This is a genomic window from Acinetobacter sp. T_3_1 (genome assembly GCF_025377055.1).
GTDB lineage: Bacteria > Pseudomonadota > Gammaproteobacteria > Pseudomonadales > Moraxellaceae > Acinetobacter > Acinetobacter kookii.
The window spans coordinates 247,889-270,631 of record NZ_JACHVD010000002.1 but is presented as its reverse complement, the minus strand read 5'-3'; the positions used below and the strand labels follow the sequence as shown (position 1 = coordinate 270,631).

The 22,743-nt window shown below is 42.8% G+C and carries 17 protein-coding genes and 1 pseudogene; 15 read left to right on the top strand and 3 right to left on the bottom strand.

Features of this window, described 5'->3' with window-relative positions; all coding sequences use genetic code 11:
- The first annotated feature begins 177 nt into the window (after nt 1-177).
- Nucleotides 178-1,065: a diguanylate cyclase gene (locus H4I94_RS03875; RefSeq protein ID WP_261181527.1), complete on the top strand. Its 888-nt coding sequence runs from the start codon at nt 178-180 to the stop codon at nt 1,063-1,065.
- 466 nt (nt 1,066-1,531) lie between these two features.
- Here H4I94_RS03875 and pcaU read toward each other — a convergent pair whose 3' ends face one another.
- Nucleotides 1,532-2,356: an IclR family transcriptional regulator PcaU gene (gene pcaU, locus H4I94_RS03870; protein ID WP_143002180.1), complete on the bottom strand. Its 825-nt coding sequence runs from the start codon at nt 2,354-2,356 to the stop codon at nt 1,532-1,534.
- 281 nt (nt 2,357-2,637) lie between these two features.
- Between pcaU and H4I94_RS03865 the strand changes: the two genes are divergently transcribed.
- The 14 genes and pseudogenes from H4I94_RS03865 (at nt 2,638) to H4I94_RS03800 (ending at nt 19,468) form a co-directional block, all read left to right on the top strand.
- Nucleotides 2,638-3,318 (top strand): 3-oxoacid CoA-transferase subunit A, encoded by a 681-nt coding sequence (locus tag H4I94_RS03865; protein ID WP_092819527.1) that lies wholly within the window; start codon nt 2,638-2,640, stop codon nt 3,316-3,318.
- Between the two features lie 13 nt (nt 3,319-3,331).
- Nucleotides 3,332-3,988 carry a 3-oxoacid CoA-transferase subunit B gene (locus tag H4I94_RS03860; protein ID WP_261181526.1) on the top strand — a complete coding sequence of 219 codons (657 nt, stop codon included), beginning with the start codon at nt 3,332-3,334 and terminating at the stop codon, nt 3,986-3,988.
- A gap of 155 nt (nt 3,989-4,143) precedes the next feature.
- Nucleotides 4,144-5,349 (top strand): 3-oxoadipyl-CoA thiolase, encoded by a 1,206-nt coding sequence (gene pcaF / locus H4I94_RS03855; protein ID WP_261181525.1) that lies wholly within the window; start codon nt 4,144-4,146, stop codon nt 5,347-5,349.
- Between the two features lie 22 nt (nt 5,350-5,371).
- The gene (gene pcaB, locus H4I94_RS03850; protein WP_261181524.1) at nt 5,372-6,727 is read left to right on the top strand and encodes a 3-carboxy-cis,cis-muconate cycloisomerase; all 1,356 of its coding nucleotides are present in this window, start codon (nt 5,372-5,374) and stop codon (nt 6,725-6,727) included.
- An 8-nt stretch (nt 6,728-6,735) separates the two neighbouring features.
- Complete coding sequence (gene pcaD, locus H4I94_RS03845) at nt 6,736-7,512, top strand: 3-oxoadipate enol-lactonase (RefSeq protein ID WP_409976743.1); 777 nt, start codon at nt 6,736-6,738, stop codon at nt 7,510-7,512.
- Between the two features lie 41 nt (nt 7,513-7,553).
- Nucleotides 7,554-8,910, top strand: a pseudogene (locus H4I94_RS03840) (MFS transporter).
- A gap of 14 nt (nt 8,911-8,924) precedes the next feature.
- A complete protein-coding gene (gene pcaC, locus H4I94_RS03835) occupies nt 8,925-9,359 on the top strand; it encodes a 4-carboxymuconolactone decarboxylase (RefSeq protein WP_044740783.1) in 435 nt (144 codons plus the stop codon).
- 26 nt (nt 9,360-9,385) lie between these two features.
- Nucleotides 9,386-10,111 carry a protocatechuate 3,4-dioxygenase subunit beta gene (gene pcaH / locus H4I94_RS03830; RefSeq protein WP_016167603.1) on the top strand — a complete coding sequence of 242 codons (726 nt, stop codon included), beginning with the start codon at nt 9,386-9,388 and terminating at the stop codon, nt 10,109-10,111.
- A gap of 15 nt (nt 10,112-10,126) precedes the next feature.
- Nucleotides 10,127-10,756: a protocatechuate 3,4-dioxygenase subunit alpha gene (pcaG, locus tag H4I94_RS03825; RefSeq protein ID WP_261181522.1), complete on the top strand. Its 630-nt coding sequence runs from the start codon at nt 10,127-10,129 to the stop codon at nt 10,754-10,756.
- Between the two features lie 157 nt (nt 10,757-10,913).
- Complete coding sequence (aroD, locus tag H4I94_RS03820; protein WP_261181521.1) at nt 10,914-11,774, top strand: type I 3-dehydroquinate dehydratase; 861 nt, start codon at nt 10,914-10,916, stop codon at nt 11,772-11,774.
- 44 nt (nt 11,775-11,818) lie between these two features.
- Complete coding sequence (locus H4I94_RS03815) at nt 11,819-13,279, top strand: NosD domain-containing protein (protein WP_261181520.1); 1,461 nt, start codon at nt 11,819-11,821, stop codon at nt 13,277-13,279.
- Between the two features lie 60 nt (nt 13,280-13,339).
- Nucleotides 13,340-14,656, top strand: a complete 1,317-nt coding sequence (locus tag H4I94_RS03810) for a carbohydrate porin (protein WP_261181519.1) — start codon at nt 13,340-13,342, stop codon at nt 14,654-14,656.
- A gap of 179 nt (nt 14,657-14,835) precedes the next feature.
- The gene (locus tag H4I94_RS03805) at nt 14,836-17,265 is read left to right on the top strand and encodes a glucose/quinate/shikimate family membrane-bound PQQ-dependent dehydrogenase (RefSeq protein WP_261181518.1); all 2,430 of its coding nucleotides are present in this window, start codon (nt 14,836-14,838) and stop codon (nt 17,263-17,265) included.
- A gap of 94 nt (nt 17,266-17,359) precedes the next feature.
- Nucleotides 17,360-19,468, top strand: a complete 2,109-nt coding sequence (locus tag H4I94_RS03800) for a TonB-dependent receptor (RefSeq protein ID WP_261181517.1) — start codon at nt 17,360-17,362, stop codon at nt 19,466-19,468.
- A gap of 697 nt (nt 19,469-20,165) precedes the next feature.
- Here the strand turns inward: H4I94_RS03800 and H4I94_RS03795 are convergent.
- Nucleotides 20,166-21,257 carry a helix-turn-helix domain-containing protein gene (locus H4I94_RS03795; protein ID WP_131273762.1) on the bottom strand — a complete coding sequence of 364 codons (1,092 nt, stop codon included), beginning with the start codon at nt 21,255-21,257 and terminating at the stop codon, nt 20,166-20,168.
- 233 nt (nt 21,258-21,490) lie between these two features.
- A complete protein-coding gene (gene lipA, locus H4I94_RS03790) occupies nt 21,491-22,465 on the bottom strand; it encodes a lipoyl synthase (RefSeq protein ID WP_131273761.1) in 975 nt (324 codons plus the stop codon).
- Between the last annotated feature and the right edge of the window lie 278 nt (nt 22,466-22,743).

Here is a 22,743-nt window from a genome sequence, read left to right as displayed (position 1 = left end):
ATTTGAACTTTTTCACATCGATCTTATTTTAAATTCAACTTAATAAAAGACCACAAATCAAGTAAAATAAAAGTTAGATCAATACTTTATGGGATGCTTGCCGACAAGAAATTTTAAATGCTGTAAATGACCTGTTGTTCAACCTATTCCATACACATATTTGAGATACGCTTTTCTATGGATCAATTACATCCCACTAAAAATTCTCAAAATGCAGCACTGATCGAAATAGACGAGGGCATTCGGCTACATATCGCCTGGGCGCAAAAAGTATTTCAATATCTCGTTTTAAAAACACCTGCCGAGCCACAATTTTCCGCGAAAGAAAGCCATTTATTGTGTCATTTTGGCAAATGGTTTCAATCCAATCGCGCCAAGTTTGAAAAAATCAATCCTGATAAAACCCAGGAACTGGAGCAGGCGCATTATTTTGTGCATCATCATTTGCATCATATATTTTCCAGGCTCAGTGACAATCAATCCGTAGAGGCAGTCTTAGTCAGTCAATATCAAAAAAGCCAGAGTGATCTACTGGAACTGCTGATTTATTTTAGAACCCAGTTTATTACCCAGTCATTGCAGTATGATCCTTTAACCGGTTTGGCTTTAAGATATGGAATGGAGAATCAATTCAGTGCCTTGCGTCAGAGTGCTGAAAAAAACCAGAAAATATTGGCGCTCGGTTTACTGGATCTGGATCATTTTAAAGTGGTCAATGATCAATATGGACATCAGGCGGGTGATGAAGTTCTTGCCCATACGGCGCAGTTACTGCGAGATTCTCTTCGAGATACGGACAACATTTTTCGCTTTGGTGGCGAGGAATTTTTAATCTTTCTGGAAGTGGATAATGCTGATTCTCTGCATGAGATTATCGACAGAATTTTTCAGTCATTGCATAGCAATCCGACCCGATTAAAAAGTGGTGAAGTGATCTATATCACCGCCACGGTCGGTATTATCCACGTCGAGGCTGATGAAAGCATGGAAAAAGCCATTGCAAGAGCAGACCAGGCGATGTACTTAGGAAAGCAGCAGGGAAGAGACCGGGCGGTCTTTACATGACGAGATATTTTGCAGGTTGCTTGTCTGCTTGGTATCTCAATCATAGATATAGCGAAGTTACGCTACGCAGGCTTGCCGGTGATAAAATTTTTCCCATTTATAACATGCGGGTTACGATTGATTAGAATTAAATCAAAATAGGGGGATAAATCTGATTGATGCATTACGTTTTTGGGGAATTATGACGGGCTTTTGTAATCATGTTTTCTATTTTTTATTTAGCTGATTACTTAGGAATAATAAAGTTGGTTGATTACTTGAGAGATAAATGATTGATAAGAAGCAAAGAGCTGTTTTTATTTGGCAAGGAATGCTTGTTGGTTTCTTATTGGGTTCGGGTTTAGTTATGGCAGTATTAAATAAATTTACGGAATTAGTCCGACCTCATACCTAAATTGTCACTTAAACATGAGTAGACTCGGGTAGCTATAATCTTTAAATCTTTGTGCAACAAAGCCATGATAAATTATAAAATATTACGCAGTTCTCGAGCTGTTTCTTGGAGTAAAGGTAGAATATTTTGAACCAAATATTCCTTGGTTGTTCGCATGGTGGGGGAGACAATATTTAAGGCTGCGATCACTTTAGACCTATGGTCATAAATAGGAACAGCAAGCGCATGCACACCTAGCTCATGTTCTTCACATGAATAACACCAGTCAAATTCCTTGATCTCATGTAAAAGTTCTAGAAACTCCTCATTTTCAGTATGCGTATATTTGGTTAATCGTTGTAAAGGATACTTCTCTAGCCATTCAAGCTGTTCATTTAATTCTAAATGTGCCAATAGAATTTTTCCTGCAGAAGTTGCATGTGCGGGCAAACGATTACCAAGATGCAGGCCGTAAGGATTAACTCGGTCGGTTTGTTGATGGGCTGCACTGCGAGCAATTGTAATAGCCTCATATCCATCCAGTACCATAACTGAAAAGATCAAAGATGTCTGATTGGTCAACAAATTGAGTAAGGGTTGAGAAATTTTAGGAAGCTGAGCGCCCCCAAGATAAGAACCTGAAAATTTTAAAATTTTAGGGGTTAGGTAGAAATAATGACCATCAGATTCTAAATAACCTAAATATTCAAGGGTAAGCAAGTGACGCCGTGCAGCAGCCCGTGTCATGCCTGTTCGTTCTGCTGCCATAGAAATATTTAAACGATGTCGGTCAGTACCAAAGCTGTCCAGAATCGCCATACCTTTACTGATACCGGCCACAAAATCTTCATGTCGAATGGTTTTTTTATTGTCTTTATTTAGAAGTAGCTTTTCAGTTTTTCTCAATTTCTCATTCATACTTAATATCCTGCATATTTTTTGTTTCTCTCTTAGTTTTTACTATAGCGTGAAATCAGACTAAAAAAATCAGGTTTTGTACGATAAGCAATAAAGTTGTTCGATAATCGAACGAAAACTAAACTTACCAACTAGCCTAAAACATAGAAATTATAAAAAATGAACATATAAGGAAATCGAACTAAAAAACTAGGGAATGTCGTTTTAGCTGAATCGTCCTCCAGTACAAGTTAGTTTTCCGCGCCTTTTCAAATTTGCATGATGCACAATGGAGTTATCTAATGATAGATAAAAGTGCGGCATCCCTCGAGGAAGTGCTCTCCCAAATCACCGACGGCTCAACCATCATGATTGGTGGTTTTGGTACAGCAGGACAACCTGCTGAACTAATTGATGGCTTAATTCAACTCGGTATTAAAGACCTCACCATCGTTAGCAACAATGCAGGCAATGGTGACTATGGTCTGGCAAAGCTGCTGAAAGCTGGTGCAGTAAAAAAAGTCATCTGTTCGTTCCCGCGTCAGTCCGATTCTTGGGTTTTCGACGAACTCTATCGTGCAGGAAAAATCGAATTGGAATTGGTGCCACAAGGCAATCTGGCCTGTCGTATTCAAGCAGCTGGTATGGGACTTGGTGCAGTTTTCACCCCAACAGGCTACGGCACCTTATTGGCCGAAGGCAAAGAAACCCGTCATATCGACGGTAAAGATTATGTGTTGGAATATCCAATCAAAGCCGACTTTGCTCTGATTAAAGCACAGCAAGGCGACCGTTGGGGCAATCTGGTTTACCGCAAATCGGCACGTAACTTCGGCCCGATTATGGCAATGGCAGCAGGCGTGACCATTGCACAAGTCTCTGAAGTGGTGGACTTAGGAGCTTTAGACCCTGAGCACATCATCACCGCAGGTATTTTTGTTCAACACGTGGTGCAGGTTCAACCTGAACCTGTTGCTGTGTAATCGGGAGAACATCATGAGCTATCAAAAACTCAGCCGTAACCAAATTGCAGAACGTGTGGCACAAGATATCCCCGATGGTGCGTATGTCAATCTCGGTATTGGCTTACCGACCAAGATTGCCAGCTACCTGCCTTCAGACAAAGACGTGTTCCTGCATTCTGAAAATGGTTTATTGGCTTTTGGTCCACCACCAGAAAAAGGCCAAGAAGACCCTGAACTGATCAACGCAGGCAAAGAATATGTAACCATGCTGCAAGGCGGCAGCTTTTTCCATCATGGTGATTCTTTTGCCATGATGCGTGGTGGGCATTTGGATATTGCAGTACTCGGTGCCTTTCAAGTGGCGGCGAATGGTGATTTGGCGAATTGGCATACCGGTGCACCAGATGCGATTCCTGCGGTGGGCGGTGCGATGGATTTAGCTGTAGGTGCCAAAAAAGTATTCATCACCACCGATCATGTCACCAAACAAGGTGAGCCAAAGATTGTGGCAGAGCTGACTTATCCAGCAACAGGGCTGAAATGTGTTGACCGTATTTACACAGATCTGTGTGTGATTGATGTTACGTCCGAAGGTTTAAAAGTGATTGAGAAAGTGGATGGCTTAAGCTTTGCAGAATTGCAGGCAATGACGGGTGCTTCGCTGATTGATGCGACACAACAGAATTAACGGATGAAATCTCCTTAAATCCCTCTTCAGTGCTTCTCACCCTTTTATAAAGGGAAGAGCTACACGGAACGGATTGAAGAAATGAATGAATACCCCCTGAGAAAGTCCCCCTTGATTAAAAGGGGATTTAGGGGGATTCAAAGGGAAAATGAAATATGAAAAATGCGTATATTATCGATGCTATCCGCACCCCATTTGGTCGTTATGCTGGGGGTTTAGCCCCAGTCCGTGCTGATGACTTAGGTGCATTACCTATTCAAGCCTTGATGCAACGTAATCCCAGCGTGGACTGGAAACAGGTGGATGATGTGATCTACGGCTGTACCAACCAAGCCGGTGAAGATAACCGTAATGTGGGTCGTATGTCGGCACTATTGGCAGGTTTACCGGTCGAAGTCCCAGCAACCACCATCAACCGTCTATGTGGTTCATCGCTGGATGCGATTGCCATGGCAGCTCGTGCGATTAAAGCCGGCGAAGCAGATTTAATCATCGCAGGAGGCGTCGAAAGTATGTCTCGTGCACCTTTTGTTATGGGTAAATCAGAAAGCGCTTATGGCCGTAGTCAGAAGATTGAAGACACCACCATGGGCTGGCGTTTTATCAATCCAAAGCTGAAAGCCATGTATGGTGTAGACACCATGCCGCAGACGGCTGAAAACGTGGCGCAACAATTTAATATTGGTCGAGCAGATCAAGATCAGTTTGCCTTGACAAGTCAACAGCGTACAGCAGCCGCTCAGGCCCAAGGCTTTTTTAAACATGAGATCGTCCCTGTGAATATTCCACAGCGTAAGGGTGATCCGATTGTGATCGATACCGATGAACATCCACGTGCATCGACCACCTTAGAAGGTTTGGCAAAACTGAAGCCAGTCGTCACAGCAGAAGGCACTGTCACTGCGGGGAATGCATCAGGCATCAATGACGGTGCAGCTGCTGTACTGATTGCTTCAGAACACGCGATTCAAGAGTACCAGCTTAAACCACGTGCCAAAATCATTGCTTCAACAGCAGTGGGTGTAGAACCACGTATTATGGGCTTTGCACCTGCACCTGCCATCAAAAAGTTACTGAAACAAGCCAATCTGACATTAGAGCAGATGGATGTGATTGAGCTGAATGAAGCGTTTGCGGCACAAGCACTGGCCGTTACCCGTGACCTAGGTCTGGCTGACGATACGACTCAAGTGAATCCAAATGGCGGTGCGATTGCGATTGGTCATCCACTGGGTGCATCGGGTGCACGTTTAGTCACCACAGCATTAAATCAATTGGAACAAACGGGTGGAAGCTATGCGCTATGTTCGATGTGTATTGGTGTCGGTCAAGGTATTGCAATGATTATTCAGCGGGTTTAAAGCAGAGTTAAGGATAGCGATCATGAGCCAGTTATATGCCAGCTTATTTTACCAAAATGAGGTGACTGAAATTTTCAGTGATCACGCGTTGGTGTCTTACATGATTGAGGCGGAAGTTGCCTTGGCACAAGCGCAGGCTCAAGTCGGTGTTATTCCAGAATCTGCCGCAACCGCAATTTCCAACATTGCAGCAACTGCACTCGATCAGATTGACTTTGATGCTTTAGCTGTTGCTACAGGCTTGGCGGGCAATATCGCGATTCCTTTTGTGAAGCAATTAACTGCAATTGTGAAACAAAACGATGAAGATGCTGCACGTTATGTACATTGGGGTGCAACCAGTCAAGACATTTTAGATACAGCCTGCATTTTGCAATGCCGTGCGGCAATGACGCAGGTTGAAGCTTTAATTCAGCAATGTTATCGCACCACAATGACCCAAGCGGAACAGTATCGCTCGCAAGTCATGATTGGGCGCACGTGGTTGCAGCAAGGTTTACCCATTACCTTAGGTCATAAATTAGCGCGTTGGGCTTCGGCCTTTCATCGTGATTTGGCCCGTATTGAAGCCATGAAAACGCGTGTGTTTACTGCTCAATTGGGTGGTGCAGTCGGTTCATTGGCATCTTTGCAGCATCAAGGTACAGCCGTCGTTCAAGCCTTTGCAGCGCAGTTACAACTTTCTGTTCCAAGCTGTACTTGGCATGGTGAGCGCGACCGTATTGTCGAAGTGGCAAGTGTTCTCGCAATAGTGACAGGTAGCTTGGGCAAGATGGCACGTGACTGGTCTTTGATGATGCAAACTGAAATTGCTGAAGTGTTTGAGCCAACCGCAAAAGGTCGTGGTGGCTCATCCACTATGCCACATAAGCGCAATCCTGTCGCGGCGGCATCTGTATTGGCCGCAGCCAATCGTGTCCCTGTGTTGATGTCGAGTTTGTATCAAAGCATGGTGCAAGAACATGAGCGCAGTCTAGGGGGATGGCATGCGGAATGGCTAGCATTGCCTGAAATTTTTCAACTCTGTGCAGGTGCTTTAGAGCGAACTTTGGATGTTTTACAAGGGATGCAAGTTAGTGCAGAGAACATGCAGCGCAATTTGGAATGTACTCAAGGCTTAATTATGGCAGAAGCGGTGATGATGGCATTGGCGCCACACATCGGACGTTTACAGGCTCATCATCTGGTAGAGGATGCGTGTAAAACAGCTGTTGCAAAAGGCGTGCATTTAAGAGATGTGATTGCTGAATTGGATGAAGTTAAAGACTTATTCAGCGTAGCTCAGGTTTTAGAAATTTTTAAACCCGAATCTTATCTTGGCAATATTCATGACCAGATTAATGCGGTGTTGCAAGAAGCAAAAGGAGAGGCAAAGTGAATATCACGATGACCAATCGTCAAGGCAAGACTTTAGCCGTTGCGATCAGTGGGCAAGACAATGCGCCTGTGATTGTATTTTCAAACTCGTTAGGTACAGATAAAAGCATGTGGCAGCCACAAGTTGCTGCTTTTGAACAGCAGTTCAAAGTGGTGACTTATGACACGCGTGGTCATGGGCAAAGCGATGTGATTGAGCAAACCACTGTACAAAATCTTGCAGAAGATGTGATTGATATTCTTGATGGTTTAAACATTGAAAAAGCGCATTTTTGTGGAATTTCGATGGGCGGCATGACGGCTTTGTGGCTCGGTATTCATCATGCAGATCGTTTTCATAGCATAACTGTGGCGAACTCAGCAGCTAAAATTTGGACTGAAGAAGGTTGGAATGCGCGTGCAGATGCAGTGACAGCCAATGGCTTAGCAGATTTGGTCAAAACTACGCATACCCGTTGGTTCAGCGAACAGTTTGATTATCAACATGATGCTTTGGCACAGCGCACCATTCAGTCTTTAGCGACTACGCCAGCAATGGGTTATGCAGAATCTTGCCGTGCATTGGTGCAAGCAGATTTGAGCGAAGAAATTCAACAGATTCAGATTCCTACTTTATTGATTGCAGGCGCATTTGATCCAGTCACGACAGTGGCAGATGGCGTCTTTATGCAACAACAGATTCAAAAGAGTGAACTTGCGGTGATTGATGCATCGCATCTTTCCAATATTGAGCAACCTGAGCTGTTTACCCAAACCCTCAGCCAGTTTATTGGATCGATTCAATAGTTTAAGGATTTTAAAAGGACTTTCAGCCCAAGGAGGCAGGTATGGCGTCTCAGGAATACGCTACTCAAAAAACGAGTATAGACGCACAAGCACTGATTAATGATGCACCGATTAGCAAATATCAGTGGCTTATCGCAATTGTATGTTTTCTCATTGTTTTTGTTGACGGTATTGATACTGCGGCAATGGGTTTTATTGCTCCCGCTTTAGCACAAGACTGGGGGATAGACCGTTCGCAACTGGGTCCAGTCATGAGCGCGGCTTTAGGCGGCATGATTATTGGTGCGTTGGTGTCTGGTCCAACCGCTGACCGCTTTGGGCGCAAGATTGTTTTAAGTGTTTCGATGCTGATTTTTGGTGGTTTTACTCTGGCATCGGCATTATGCAACTGACTTAAACACTTTAGTGGTACTGCGCTTTTTAACGGGTATTGGTTTGGGCGCAGCCATGCCAAATGCAACCACGCTATTTTCTGAATATTGCCCGCAGCGCTCCCGCTCATTACTCGTGACCTGCATGTTCTGTGGTTACAACCTGGGTATGGCGACGGGTGGTTTCATCAGCAGTTGGTTAATCCCAACCTTTGGTTGGCATAGCCTGTTTTTACTGGGCGGTTGGTCGCCATTGATCTTGATGATCTTGGTGATTTTCTTCCTCCCAGAGTCTTACCGTTTCCTGATTGTAAAAGGTCGTGATAATGCCAAAGTCCATCAAATTTTGACGCATATTGCACCTGAAAAGGTACAAGGTGTCACTGAGTTTCATGTGCCAGAGGAAAAAGCGGAAGGTGCAGAGAAGAAAGGCGTGTTTGGCATGCTGTTCTCTCAGAAATATGTCAAAGGTACAGTTTTATTGTGGCTGACCTATTTCATGGGTTTGGTGATGATTTACCTGCTCACCAGTTGGTTACCAACCTTAATGCGTGAAACAGGGGCTTCTTTAGAGCGTGCAGCATTCATCGGTGGTTTGTTCCAATTTGGCGGTGTACTCAGCGCTTTATTTATTGGCTGGGCAATGGATCGCTTCAATCCGAACCGTATTATTGCAGGTTTCTATTTTGTCGCTGGAATCTTTGCCTTCGCTGTGGGGCAGAGCTTAGCAAACCCGACATTACTTGCCATTTTAGTGCTTTGCGCAGGTGTTGCAATTAATGGTGCACAGTCGGCTATGCCAGCACTCAGCGCTCGTTTTTACCCGACGCAATGCCGTGCAACAGGTGTGGCTTGGATGTCTGGAATTGGTCGTTTCGGTGCGGTATTTGGTGCTTGGATTGGTGCGGTATTACTCGGCAATGACTGGTCGTTTACTGCAATTTTGAGCTTACTCATGATTCCTGCAACGGCAGCGGCTGTCGCAATTTTTGTTAAATCACTTGTTGCACATACTGACGCAACTTAATTGAGGATTCTCCCATGAATGATGAACAACGCTATGAACAAGGGATCAAAGTCCGAACTGAAGTGCTAGGTGAAAAGCATGTGAATCGTTCGATCGAGAACCTGAATGATTTCAACGCAGATTTTCAAAACTTTATCAGCCGTTTTGCATGGGGTGAAGTGTGGTCTAGACCAGGTTTGCCCCGCCACACCCGCAGTTTAGTGACGATTGCAATTTTATTGTCTCTAGGTCGTGAAGACGAATTACGTATGCATTTACGTGCTTGTTTTAACAATGGTGTGACTAAGGATGAGTTAAAAGAATTGATTCTGCACTGCTCACTCTATGCAGGTCTACCGGCAGCCAATGCAGCCATGCATATGGCAGAAGAGGTATTTGCAGATTTGGGCATTGCACCAAAAAAACTCAGTGAACTGCAATCTGATTCAGAACAAACCAATCAAGAGTAATGGAACAAGATTAAGAGGGACGTCACATGTCGCAACTTATTTTAGGTGCATACGCACAACGCAATACCGATGATCATCCGCCAGCATACGCACCTGGCTACAAAACCAGTGTATTACGCTCGCCTAAAAATGCATTGATCTCAATTGCAGAAACTTTAACTGAAGTGACCGCACCGCATTTCAGTGCAGACCAGTTTGGTCCTAAAGATAATGATTTGATCTTGAACTATGCCAAAGAAGGTTTGCCGATTGGCGAGCGCATTATTGTGCATGGTTATGTCCGTGATCAGTTTGGTCGCCCAGTCAAAAATGCTTTGCTCGAAGTGTGGCAAGCCAATGCTTCAGGGCGCTACCGTCATCCAAATGACCAATTTATTGGTGCAATGGATCCGAACTTTGGCGGCTGTGGTCGCATGATGACTGATGCCAATGGTTATTTTGTATTCCGTACCATTAAACCGGGTCCGTATCCTTGGCGTAACCGTATTAATGAATGGCGTCCTGCACACATTCATTTCTCTTTGATTGCTGATGGTTGGGCGCAACGTCTCATTTCGCAATTCTACTTTGAAGGCGATACGCTCATTGATTCGTGTCCAATTATTAAAACCATTCCTTCGGAAGAACAACGTCGTGCATTGATTGCTTTAGAAGACAAGAGCAACTTCATTGAAGCAGACAGCCGTTGTTACCGCTTTGACATCACTTTACGTGGTCGTCGTGCGACTTATTTCGAAAATGATTTGACTTAATTCAGGGAGAACAACATGAACAATTGGAACTTTCAAGAATTGCATGAAACTCCATCTCAAACAGGTGGACCATATGTTCACATTGGCTTGTTGCCACAACAAGCCAACATTGAAGTCTTTGAAAACAACTTCAACAATCAGTTAGTCCAAGAAAAAACCTTCGGCGAACGTATCCGCTTGGAAGGTCAAGTATTTGACGGTTTGGGCTTACCGCTTCGTGATGTATTGGTTGAAATCTGGCAAGCTGATGCCAATGGTGTCTATCCAAGTGATGCCGATACTCAGGATAAACAAGCAGACCCTAATTTCCTTGGTTGGGGACGTACAGGCGCAGACTTCGAAACAGGTTTCTGGAGTTTTAATACCATTAAGCCGGGTGCTGTTCCAGGCCGTAAAGGCACAACTCAAGCCCCCCATATTGCACTGATCATCTTTGCTCGCGGGATTAACATGGGTTTGAATACCCGTGTGTATTTCGAAGATGAAGCTGAAGCCAATGCACAAGATCCAGTATTGAAAGGGATTGAATGGGCACCTCGTCGTCAAACCCTCATTGCTAAGCGTGAAGAGCGTGATAGTGAAGTGGTGTATCGCTTTGATATCCGTATTCAAGGTGAAGATGAAACTGTTTTCTTAGATATCTAATTGTCGGAATTGGCAAGAGCAGCTAGTTCATTATTGCTCTTGTTGAAATGAATCAAGTTTATGCGTGGTGATGGTATGACCCATTTCATCCATCCCACGTATATTTGCCGTTTACGACAGAAGTCAGGCAATAAGTTTGTAAATACAAGGAAATGTAATGATTAAGATTAAAAAAATTGCGATGCAACTTTGCTTAAGCAGTGCAGTTATCGCAGCAATGCCAGCGACATTTGCAGCTGAAACAGCTCAATCTCATGTACAACACTATATGGTCAAAAACGTCAATATTGGTGATTTGCCTGTTAAAACCATTGTACCCATTACTGCAAAAACGGCTGAACAAGCACTTGCACAAGCCAAAGTAATTGCCAGTAATCCCAATGCAGATGTGGCTGAGTTTCGCATCGACTTACTGGAATTTTCTGCCGACACGAAAAAAGTGATTGCACTGGGTCAGCAGCTGAATCAAATCCTAAAAAATAAACCGTTGATTGCCACCATTCGTACCCATAACGAAGGCGGAAAAATGACGGTGTCTGACCAAGACTATGAAAAGATTTATCGTGAATACCTGAAAAAGCCATTTATGCAATTGCTAGATATCGAGATGTTCCGCAATGCTGGAAGTGTAGCGAAATTAACGAAGTTGGCACATGACAAGAAAGTGTTGGTGATCATGTCAAATCATGATTTTTCCAAGACACCCGATCAACAAGACATAGAAAGCCGCTTATTGAAACAAGATCAGATGGGCGCAGACATTCTCAAAATTGCGGTAATGCCGAAGTCAAAACAAGATGTCTTTACCCTCATGAATGCCACTTTAGCAGTCAGTCAAAAAAGTCAAAAACCACTGCTGACTATGTCTATGGGACAGTTGGGCACGATTTCACGTGTGGCAACTGCCAATATGGGCGGCAGTCTAAGTTTCGGTATGATTGGTGAAGCGTCTGCGCCAGGTCAAATTGATGTGACTCAATTGAAGCAGTTGCTGAAAACAGTACAGCCAACCCCTTAATGCACTGCGATATTCATCTTCAAGGATAGAAAAGGATTTAAAATATGAAACCATCAACTTTACGTTTGACCACATTGGTTTTTAGTTTAGCGGCATCAGGTTTGGCCAGTGCAGAAACTTATATTGTGGATCGTTATCAGGACGATAGTGCAAAAGGTTCACTGCGTTGGGCGATTGAACAATCGAATGCCAATGCGACGCAGGAAAATGAAATTCACATCCAAGCTGTGGGGCAAGCCCCCTATGCAATTAAACTAAATCAGCCTTTGCCGCCAATTAAGTCTTCAGTGAAGATCATCGGGATGCAATGGGACAAAACAGGCGAGTTTATTGCGATTGATGGTTCAAATTATATTAAAGGTGAGGGTGCGAAAGCGTGTCCGGGGGCAAACCCTGAACAGTACGGCACCAATGTCCGTACCACGACTTTGCCCGGTCTGGTTCTGCAAGATGTAAATGGCGTGACTTTAAAAGGTCTTGATATTCATCGTTTCTGTATTGGTGTTTTAGTGAACCGCTCAAGCAACAACCTGATTCAACATAACCGTATCAGTAATAACTACGGTGGTTCAGGTGTGATGCTGACTGGTGATGATGGCAAGGGCAATCCAACCTCAACCACCACCAATAACAACAAAGTTTTGAACAACCTGTTTGTGGATAATGGGGATGGTCTTGAGCTCACCCGTGGTGCGGCATTTAACCTTGTGGCCAATAACTTGTTTACTTCAACCAAAGCTAATCCAGAGCCATCTCAGGGTATTGAAATCCTGTGGGGTAATGACAATGCAGTAGTCGGGAATAAATTTGAAAATTACTCTGATGGTTTGCAAATCAACTGGGGTAAGCGCAACTACATCGCTTATAACGAACTGACCAACAACTCAATTGGCTTTAACCTCACTGGTGATGGCAACATTTTTGACAGCAATAAAGTTCATGCTAATCGTCTTGGCATTGCCATTCGTTCAGAAAAAGATGCCAATGCTCGCACAACCTTGACCAAAAACTTAATTTGGGACAATGGCAAAGACATTAAACGCTGTGAAGCAGGTGGTTCATGTGTGCCAGATCAACGTTTGGGTGCCATTGTATTTGCAGTGCCTGCACTAGAACATGCTGGCTTTGTCGGTTCTCGTGGTGGTGGTGTGGTGATTGAAGCAGCAAAACTGCAAAAAACCTGTACACAGTCGAATGAACAAGGCTGTAATGCGATGCCAAACCAAAACATTCAAGCGCCACGTTTAAGCTATAGCAAAGCACGAATTACCGCGACAGTCCAAGGGCAACCAAATCAACGCTACCACGTTGAATTCTTTGCCAACCGTCGAGCGAATGCTCAAGAAGCTGAACAGTATTTAGGAATGCAAGTTTTAACAACCAATGCACAAGGTCAGGGTCAAGTCACTTGGAAGGCACTGAGTGGTGCTGCAAGTGTGACGGCGAATGTCACAGACCACTTGGGCGCAACTTCTGAACTAAGTCCAGCCGTTCGGATTAAATAATAAAAACCGCATGGAAAGCTCACCTGAGTTGAGCTTTCCTCACAGAAAAGGATGTTTGGTATGCAACAACTATTAAAACTAGGCACATTATCTTTGGCACTTTTAACTTGCCAATTGGCTTCAGCCAATGAGTTTTATTCGGCAGACCGCCAATGGTTATTGGGTGATTGGAACGGTGAACGGAAGCAACTGGAAGATCAAGGTTATAAATTTACCGCTGCAATTATGAGTCAGGCAGCAACCAATTTGGCTGGTGGCTATAACGATGACAATAGTTTTGACAATGCCGCGCAGCTCACACTGGGTGCCAATTTTGATTTAAATAAAATTGCAGGTTGGGAAAACACCACCGCAGGTTTAATGATTACCAAACGTGATGGTAATTCTTTAACTCTAGAACGGATTAAAGATCCGCGTGCCAGCACATTAGGCAATACCCAAGAAATTTACGGGCGTGGAAAAATCTGGCGCCTCACCCAAGCATGGATCAAAACGGGATTTGACGACAATAAAGTCCAATTCAAGATTGGTCGTATGGGGATGTCGGATGACTTTAACAGCTCACAATGTGAATTCCAGAACTTGCTGCTTTGTGGTGGTCAGTTAGGTAAATCCATTGGCTCGATCTGGTACAACTGGCCTGTAGGACTCTGGGGTACCAATCTTAAATACCAATTTGCACCTGCATGGTCACTTGGTCTGGGTGTGTATGAAGTCAACCCAGACAATGTCAAAACAGACTCAGACAGTGATGGTTTTAACCTTGATATGGACAATGTTGAGGGTGCCACCATTCCTGTAGAGTTGGCTTGGAAACCAAAGTTAGCCGCGTTTAATAGCTTGCCTGGTGAATATAAAGTAGGTGCACTGTATTCCACTGCCGAAGCAAAAGATATACGCAGTGGCGAAATGCAAGATGGTAAATACAGTTTTTGGTTGAATGCGCAACAGCAACTCACACAGCATGGGGCAGATCCGAAGCGTGGTTTATACATTAGCTTTAATGGCGTCGTGAATGATAAGGCCACAACATTTGTAGAAAGTACACAACAACTCGCGCTTTGGTACAAAGGTCCTTTTGATAGCCGTCCAAATGATTCCATCGGTTTTGGCTTAGCCAATTATGTCGTGAATGATCGTGCGACGGACAAGCAAATCGCCACCAATGAAGGTCGTGGTTATTACAGTTACGATGCCATTGCCAGCGACTACGTTCCGATTCAACGTGACGAGCTGAATGTCGAGCTGAATTACACCTACCAATGGTCACCAGCGGTCATGCTCAGACCAAACTTGCAATACATCTACCAACCAACAGGGGTTAAAGAAGTAGAGGACGCGTGGGTCGCAGGTTTAAGTATGAAAGTTAATTTTTAACAGCACTTAGATTGTGAAAATGATTAAAATATAAACAGTAGTGCTGTTTTGTTTAAACACTTAAGTCATGGCTTTCGTAACCCAGTTGCGAAAGCACGAGAATTTATTCGTGAAGATAAATGATACTCAAAGGAGAGAGGGAGTGGTCATTTAAACGCACGGCACTTGGAGTAAGATGTATGTCTGAAGCTCAATCTAAGCCAGGAGCCATATTTAAAATATGGTGCTTTATCCTAGGTTTGGCCTTATTGTTAACAGGTCTATTTTATTTAATTGGTGGCGGAAAGCTCATCAGTTTAGGTGGCTCTTGGTACTTCTTTATTGCAGGCTTAGTGACGATCGTTTCAGCGATTTTCATTTTTCGAAAAAAAGCCCTTGGGGTCGGATTATTCTGTTTAGTCTTTATTGGTACTGTCATTTGGGCATTGATTGATACTGGCTTTGAATTCTGGCCACTACATTCACGCTTAATGTTCCCCGCAGGCTTATTTGCTGCTGTGTTATTCACATTGCCATCCATTCGTAAATACCAGCAACAGACAGCAATGTCAGCACCAGCTTATGTGGTGGGGGGATTGACTGTTTTGGGTATGTTCGGTGGTTTATACGGTATGTTCATTCCACATCCAACCGTTCAAGCATCGGGTGAGGAATTGCCACTTGTACCTGTGGAACCAGGTAAACAGCAAGTGAATTGGGATCATTACGGTAGTGATGCAGGCGGTAGCCGTTTCGCTGCACTCGACCAAATTAACCGTAATAACGTATCTAAGTTAAAAGAAGCTTGGCGTTTCCAAACGGGGGATATGACCACAGGTTCGGGTAATGGTGCAGAAGATCAAATGACACCATTACAGGTCGGCAATAAAGTCTTTTTATGTACCCCGCATAACAACATGATTGCTTTGGATGCGGACACAGGTAAACAAATCTGGAAAGCCGAAGTCAACTCTAAAGCCGATGCTTGGGAGCGTTGCCGTGGCGTTGCTTATTTTGATTCGACGCAAGCATTGGTACAGCCAACCTTGGCAGGCGCAACCGCCGTAACCGCAGTCGCGACCAATACAGCTTGCCCTCGTCGTGTATATACCAATACACCTGATGGTCGTTTAATTGCAGTCAATGCCGATACAGGTGAGCGTTGTAAAGACTTTGGTATCGATGGTACGGTAAATTTACTTGAAGGCTTAGGTGATGGCACCAAAGCACCACGTTTTGAAGTGACTTCGGCACCGACCATTGCAGGTACGTCGATTGTCATTGGCAGCCGTATTGCCGATAACGTAGGTGCAGACATGCCGGGTGGTGTAATTCGTGCATATGATGTCATTACAGGTAAACTACGTTGGGCGTTCGATCCGCGTAATCCAGATCCGAACTATGTGTTAAAACCAGGTGAAACTTATAAACGTAGTTCAGCCAACTCATGGGCGGCAATGTCTTATGATCCTCAAATGAATACGGTGTTCTTACCAATGGGAAGTTCATCAGTTGACCTTTGGGGTGCAAACCGTCAACCATTGGATCATAAATACAATACTTCGGTATTGGCACTTGATGCGACCACAGGTAAAGAAAAGTGGGTCTATCAAACAGTACATAATGATTTATGGGACTTTGACTTGCCAATGCAACCAAGTTTAGTCGATTTTCCACTGAAAGATGGTTCGACTAAACCTGCTGTAGTCATTGGTACGAAGTCTGGTCAGTTCTTTGTGCTTGACCGTGTTACAGGTAAACCATTAACCAAAGTCGTTGAACAGCCTGTGAAAGCTGCAGATATTCCAAATGAACAATACAGTTTGACCCAACCACGTTCTATTGAAATGCCACAAATTGGTAATCAAACGCTGACTGAATCAGATATGTGGGGTGCTACACCATTTGATCAATTGATGTGTCGTATTAATTTTAAATCGATGCGTTACGAAGGTCTATTTACTGCACCAGGTACGGATGTGTCATTAAGCTTCCCAGGTTCGTTGGGTGGCATGAACTGGGGTTCTATTGCTTTCGATCCAACGCATCGATATATGTTTGTGAATGACATGCGTTTAGGGCTTTGGATTCAGTTGATCAAACAGACTCCTGAAGACTTGGCGATTCAAGCCAATGGCGGTGAGAAAGTAAATACGGGTATGGGTGCAGTACCAATGAAAGGTACCCCATACAAAGTCAACAAAAACCGTTTCTGGTCAGCGTTAAGCATTCCTTGTCAAAAACCACCATTTGGTACCATGACTGCAATTGATATGAAAACTCGTCAAATTGCATGGCAGGTTCCGTTGGGTACAGTCGAAGATACAGGTCCAATGGGCATCAAAATGGGCTTAAAAGCACCGATTGGTATGCCAACCATTGGCGGTCCAATGGCAACACAAGGTGGTTTGGTGTTCTTCGCAGCGACACAGGATTACTACTTACGCGCCTTCAATTCATCCAATGGTGAAGAATTGTGGAAAGCCCGTTTACCTGTGGGTAGCCAGGGTACGCCAATCAGCTACATTTCACCAAAAACAGGTAAGCAATATGTAGTGATTTCCGCAGGCGGTGCGCGTCAGTCACCTGATCATGGCGATTATGTGATTGCGTATAGCTTAGGCGAATAATCAACAAGAAGACACAGAAAGCCCTTCGGTACTAGAGGGGCTTTTTACACTCTACCAGATGATAAGAAAAGAATATCTTGTGAGATTACTGAATATGACTCCATTTCCCTTTCAATATGCATTATTGACTGCTGTGATATTGCAGTCGATGGCACTACATGCCCAAGACACTACCGAATACCAGCAACTTCCTGTAATTAAAGTGCAAGCGGTGCGTACTGATAGTGAATTGTTACAGACCCCAGCCACTATACAGAAAATTCAAGTACCGCAGATGCAAGAAAATACCAATGTAAATCTTTCTGAACTACTGCAAGGTGTCGTGGGCTTACAAATCAATAATCGTGAAAATTACGCGCAAGATTTGCAAATTTCCATGCGTGGCTTTGGGGCTCGTTCTACTTTTGGTGTGCGGGGCATACGCCTGTATGTCGATGGCATTCCTGCCACCATGCCCGACGGTCAGGGGCAAAGTTCCAATATTGACTTAGACAGCTTGGACAACATTGAAGTTTTGACAGGTCCATTTTCTTCCATTTATGGTAACTCATCGGGTGGAACCATTCTAATCGAAACCAGAGAAGGACAAGGGAAAGACTCGATTCAAGTGGGTCTAAATGCAGGCAGCCACCATAAACAACAAGCCAATATCCAAGTGCAAGGTGGTTCAGACCAAGCCCATCAGCCCGCTTATGTGATTAGTTCTTCCTATTTTGATACGGATGGTTTTCGTGATCATAGCGCTGCGAAGAAAGTGTTGAATAATGCCAAGCTCACTTGGAATCTGGAGGATGGTAGTAAGATTAATTGGCTGATGAACCGTACAAAAATTGAGGCCGATGATCCTCAAGGCTTAAACCGTGCGCAATGGCAAGCCAATCCGAAACAGGTCAATGACAGCCAGAATATTTATGATGTGCGTAAAGAAATTGAACAAACCCAAACAGGGCTGATATGGAACAAACCCCTGAATGATCAGCAAGAGTTGTATGGCATGGTCTATTTTGGCAATAGACAGGTTGTGCAATATCAGTCGATCTCGAGCAGTGCACAAAAAAATCCACGTCATGCTGGTGGCATGATCGATTTTAATCGGGACTATTATGGTGCAGACTTCCGTTGGACGGGGAAAGAGCTCTTGCCGAATACTACATTTATTGCAGGTTTGGCATTTGACCAAATGCGGGAAGATCGTCAGGGGTATGAAAACTTTGATGCGACAGGGCGTTATGGTTTGAAAGGTGAGTCACGTCGTAATGAAATCAATACCTTGTGGAATCTCGATCCTTACGTCCAAGCCTCATGGCAGTTTTTACCACAATGGCATTTAGATGCAGGTTTACGTTATAGCAATGTCAATTATGAGTCTGCAGATCATTACATCACCACAGGCAATGGTGACGACAGTGGTTCAATAGATTATCAAAAGTTACTTCCAACTGTCGCTTTAGGTTGGGAAATTTTACCCGAGCTTTACGCCTATACCAGTTATGGCAAAGGCTTCGAAACACCAACCTTTACCGAGATGGCTTATCCTACAGTAGGGACTTCAGGCATTAACTTTAATTTAAAACCTGCGACCAGTGATACCACAGAACTTGGATTAAAATCGCAGAATAGCTTAGGGCTGTTTACTTTTGCTGTATTTCATACTGAAACTAAAAATGACATTGTGCCTGACGATGCCAATGGCGGGCGTAGCACATTTCGCAATGCAGAAAGAACCTTACGTAAAGGTTTAGAGTTATCGTGGCAAAAACAGCTCTGGCAAGCACTCAATGTTCGAACCAGCTATAGTTATTTAGATGCGACTTTTGATGCTGATATTCCAGCGACCACAACCAAACCGCTGATACAAAAAGGAACATACATTCCTGGTATTGCCAAGAATCAAGCTTTTGTAGGCTTGGCATGGCAACCTGGGCAGGGCTTTCATGCAGGCTTGGAAGCACGTTATATGGACAAAATTTATGTCGATGATATCAATTCCGATACTGCACCAAGTTATACCGTTGTTGCAGCAAATGTTGGCTATTTGTGGGTCAATAAAGACTGGAAAGTAAATACTTATGCACGAGTCGATAATTTGTTTGACCGTAACTATATTGGCTCAGTAATTGTAAATGATAGCAATAGCCGTTTCTTTGAGCCCGCAGATCGAAGGAATTTTAATGTGGGGCTATTGATAAAGAAAGTATTCTAACATAGCAGTAAATGGATTAATGCACCTGTAAGTCAGTGGACAATAAGATACATCACTGGAGAGATTAATATTGTTGTGAATCTCTCCAGTGAAGTTGCGCCAACGGCTGAGTTATGTAGGGCGCAATCTTGGATATCCTATTTAACTTATGTTCACCTATAATATAGTTCACAATTAAATTTATCTTTAATAAACAACAAATTTAATTACTTAGAGTACTAAAGTTATAACTGGTAAAATATTTGGTTCATGAACCTAGCTATGAATAGATATTTTCCTACTAAAAAGGTCTTAAGAATAGACTAAATTTGTCTAGAAGAGTGGGGGCTATTCACACCTCATTGAAACCCCTTTAAGAAAGGGGATGCCGATCCTCTATATCACCAACGGTGGATGAAGCTTGTCAGCATTCTTAAATATTTATCGTCACCATCACGGCATAGACGTGCGCTTATGGTAAGTCACACTTACATAACTTAGACTTAGAAGATTTGGTGGCTTTAACTATTAAAGCTGTAGTAATGGCATGGGTACACCATCCAGCGACAAACTGGGTGTCAAAGCTAGGTAAGTGAATTACTAGACTTCACTGTAGTTAGTTCTCAATTTTAAATTTTATTAAAGGAAGTATGAAAGTCATACTTCCTTTTCAATCTTCTACACAATAAAACTTTAGAGTTGAAGCCAAAAATAATATTTAAATTAGGTTTGAAAAATAATTACGGTGGGCGCTATCTTGTGGTAAGAGTTCTAATAAGCGTTGTATTGCATCAATTCGATCATGTGTTTGCCCAATAATTCGTAATAATTGATCGATATCCTTTATTTGATAGATCAACTGGCTTAAACGGGCATCAAAACAATGTCTCCATGTGCTGAGTAATGGGCTTTCTGATTTAGATAAAAAGCTACCTTTATATAGCGAGAATGTACTGGATATAAGATTTGCATTTAATGATTGTTCAGCACGTAAAAAATCACATTGAACTTCACAGCTAAGCCTATAAATGCGAGCCTCAATTGAATGGGGTAATAAGCTACGAAGTTGTGAAAGCTCAGCCTTTAGGGTTTTTAGGCTGACACTACGCTCACCATAAAGGGCATAGTGTAACTCTTCTAAACAAATGCCATGGGGATACAAAGCTAAAATGCATAGTATTTCAATTTGACGGTGAGTCAAGTTCAATGTATGCCCATTAAATTGAACCCAAGGCGAGCCTAGTGCCTTAATGTATAAAAAATTTTGCTGTTCAAGTTTTATGGCGCGTTGTATTAAATCTGCACAGCGTTCAACTGCAAGCAGCCCTAAAGGCGTATGTTTTTTATATTTTGTGGAAAGGTTAATAATGCCATGAAATTGACCTGATGCTGGATCCCAGATCGGTGCGGCATAACAAACCCAATCACGAACACTGTCCATTTGGTTTTCATGAGAATAGACGCAACTTGAAATTTGGCTGTTCAAGGTCATACCAATCGCATTGGTTCCAACTGCCTGTGTAGACCAATGTCCGCCCTCAATAAAATGTACCTGTTCAGCAGAAGAAAGCATGGCTGAACTACTCCATGTCCATAAGAGAGTCCCGTGATGATCTGTAAGACCAATCGCCATATCTGAATCATCCGCTATTTTGAGTAAGTCAGCATAATTATGTTGAATAGAGCGGCGGAATAAAGACGTTTGATCTTCTTGAGGCAATGCTAAAACAGGGGCAGCATGCACAGTAGTTTGATTAATTAAATGGGTTGTTTGCAGCTTTTTTGCAGGTGGTGTATTGAACAGGTTCATATCATATTCCTTTATGATGAGACTGTAATATTTTTAAACTTTAGAAATGAGCTTCCAAATTTATAGTCATTTACGTCATTTCTTCTTGCTTCGATTTTAAATGCTTTTATCTTTGCTTGGTTAAATCATATCTTTTGGCTTTACCAGTCCTTGAGTTACTTTAAAAGTGTTCGTATGAGCTGAAAATGACTATTTCCATCTGAAATGTTAATAAACGTAAATAGGATAAAAATTCATTCGCTCATGTAAGGGTTAGGCACAGCCTCACCATGATACTGACGATCGGCAAAATAACTTGATCGTACCAATGGCGCACTCCAAATATTTTTAAACGCTAAGCGCTCTCCATGTGTTTGATAGTGCTTAAACTCTTGCAACGTAACAAAACGATGAATTGGCGCATGAGACTTAGATGGCTGTAAGTATTGACCGATAGTGACATAGTCAACGTGGTAATCTTTCAAATCATTCAATAACACAATAACCTCAGCCTCAACTTCACCTAAACCGACCATCAAACCACATTTGGTTGGGATGTCAGGACAGTAGTGTTTAAATTTTTTGAGCAAATCCAATGAATGCTGGTAGTTAGAGCCTGGTCGCATGGCTTTATACAGACGTGGAACGGTTTCAATATTATGATTAAAAACATCGGGTGGGTTTTGGCTCAGAATCTTCAGGGCAATATCTGCACGACCACGAAAATCAGGAACCAAAATTTCAATCAAAGTATTTGGGCTAATCTCACGAATTTCTCGAATGCAATCGGCAAAATGCTGTGCGCCACCATCTTTTAAGTCGTCTCGATCAACCGAAGTAATCACAACATACTTTAAGTTTAAATTCTTGACTGTTTCAGCCAAATGCTTTGGCTCATTAATATCTAAAACATGAGGACGACCATGAGCGACATCACAGAATGGACAGCGTCGAGTACAGATATCTCCCATAATCATAAATGTTGCTGTTCCACTGCCGAAACATTGCGGCAAGTTAGGACAAGCTGCTTCTTCGCAAACCGTATGTAGTTTTTGTTGCCTTAATAAATCCTTAATGATTTGGACTTCCTCAGGTTGACTAATTTTAGTCCGAATCCATTCTGGCTTTTTCGGTGTCGTTTCCGTTGGAACAACTTTAATTGGAATACGTGCCATTTTTTCAGCGCCACGTAACTTCTTTCCTGTTAATACTGTGTTATTTAAATCCATTTCAAACACTCCGTCGTTTAAAATAATTAATATAGACCCTGATATTAAATAAGCTGCTTTAAATGCATTAATAATATTAAAACAGAGCAAAAAACTTATCATATAAAACAAAGGTTGGTTAAAGGTTTGTTTTTGTATGTGATTGAACTATTGTAAAATTTTACAAAAATTTTTAATTTCATAACCTTCTGTTTTTAATATTTATCTCATCTTTTTATGCATTATATTTTTTTAGTCTAATATGAAATTAAATAAAAATATTCTTATATAAATATACG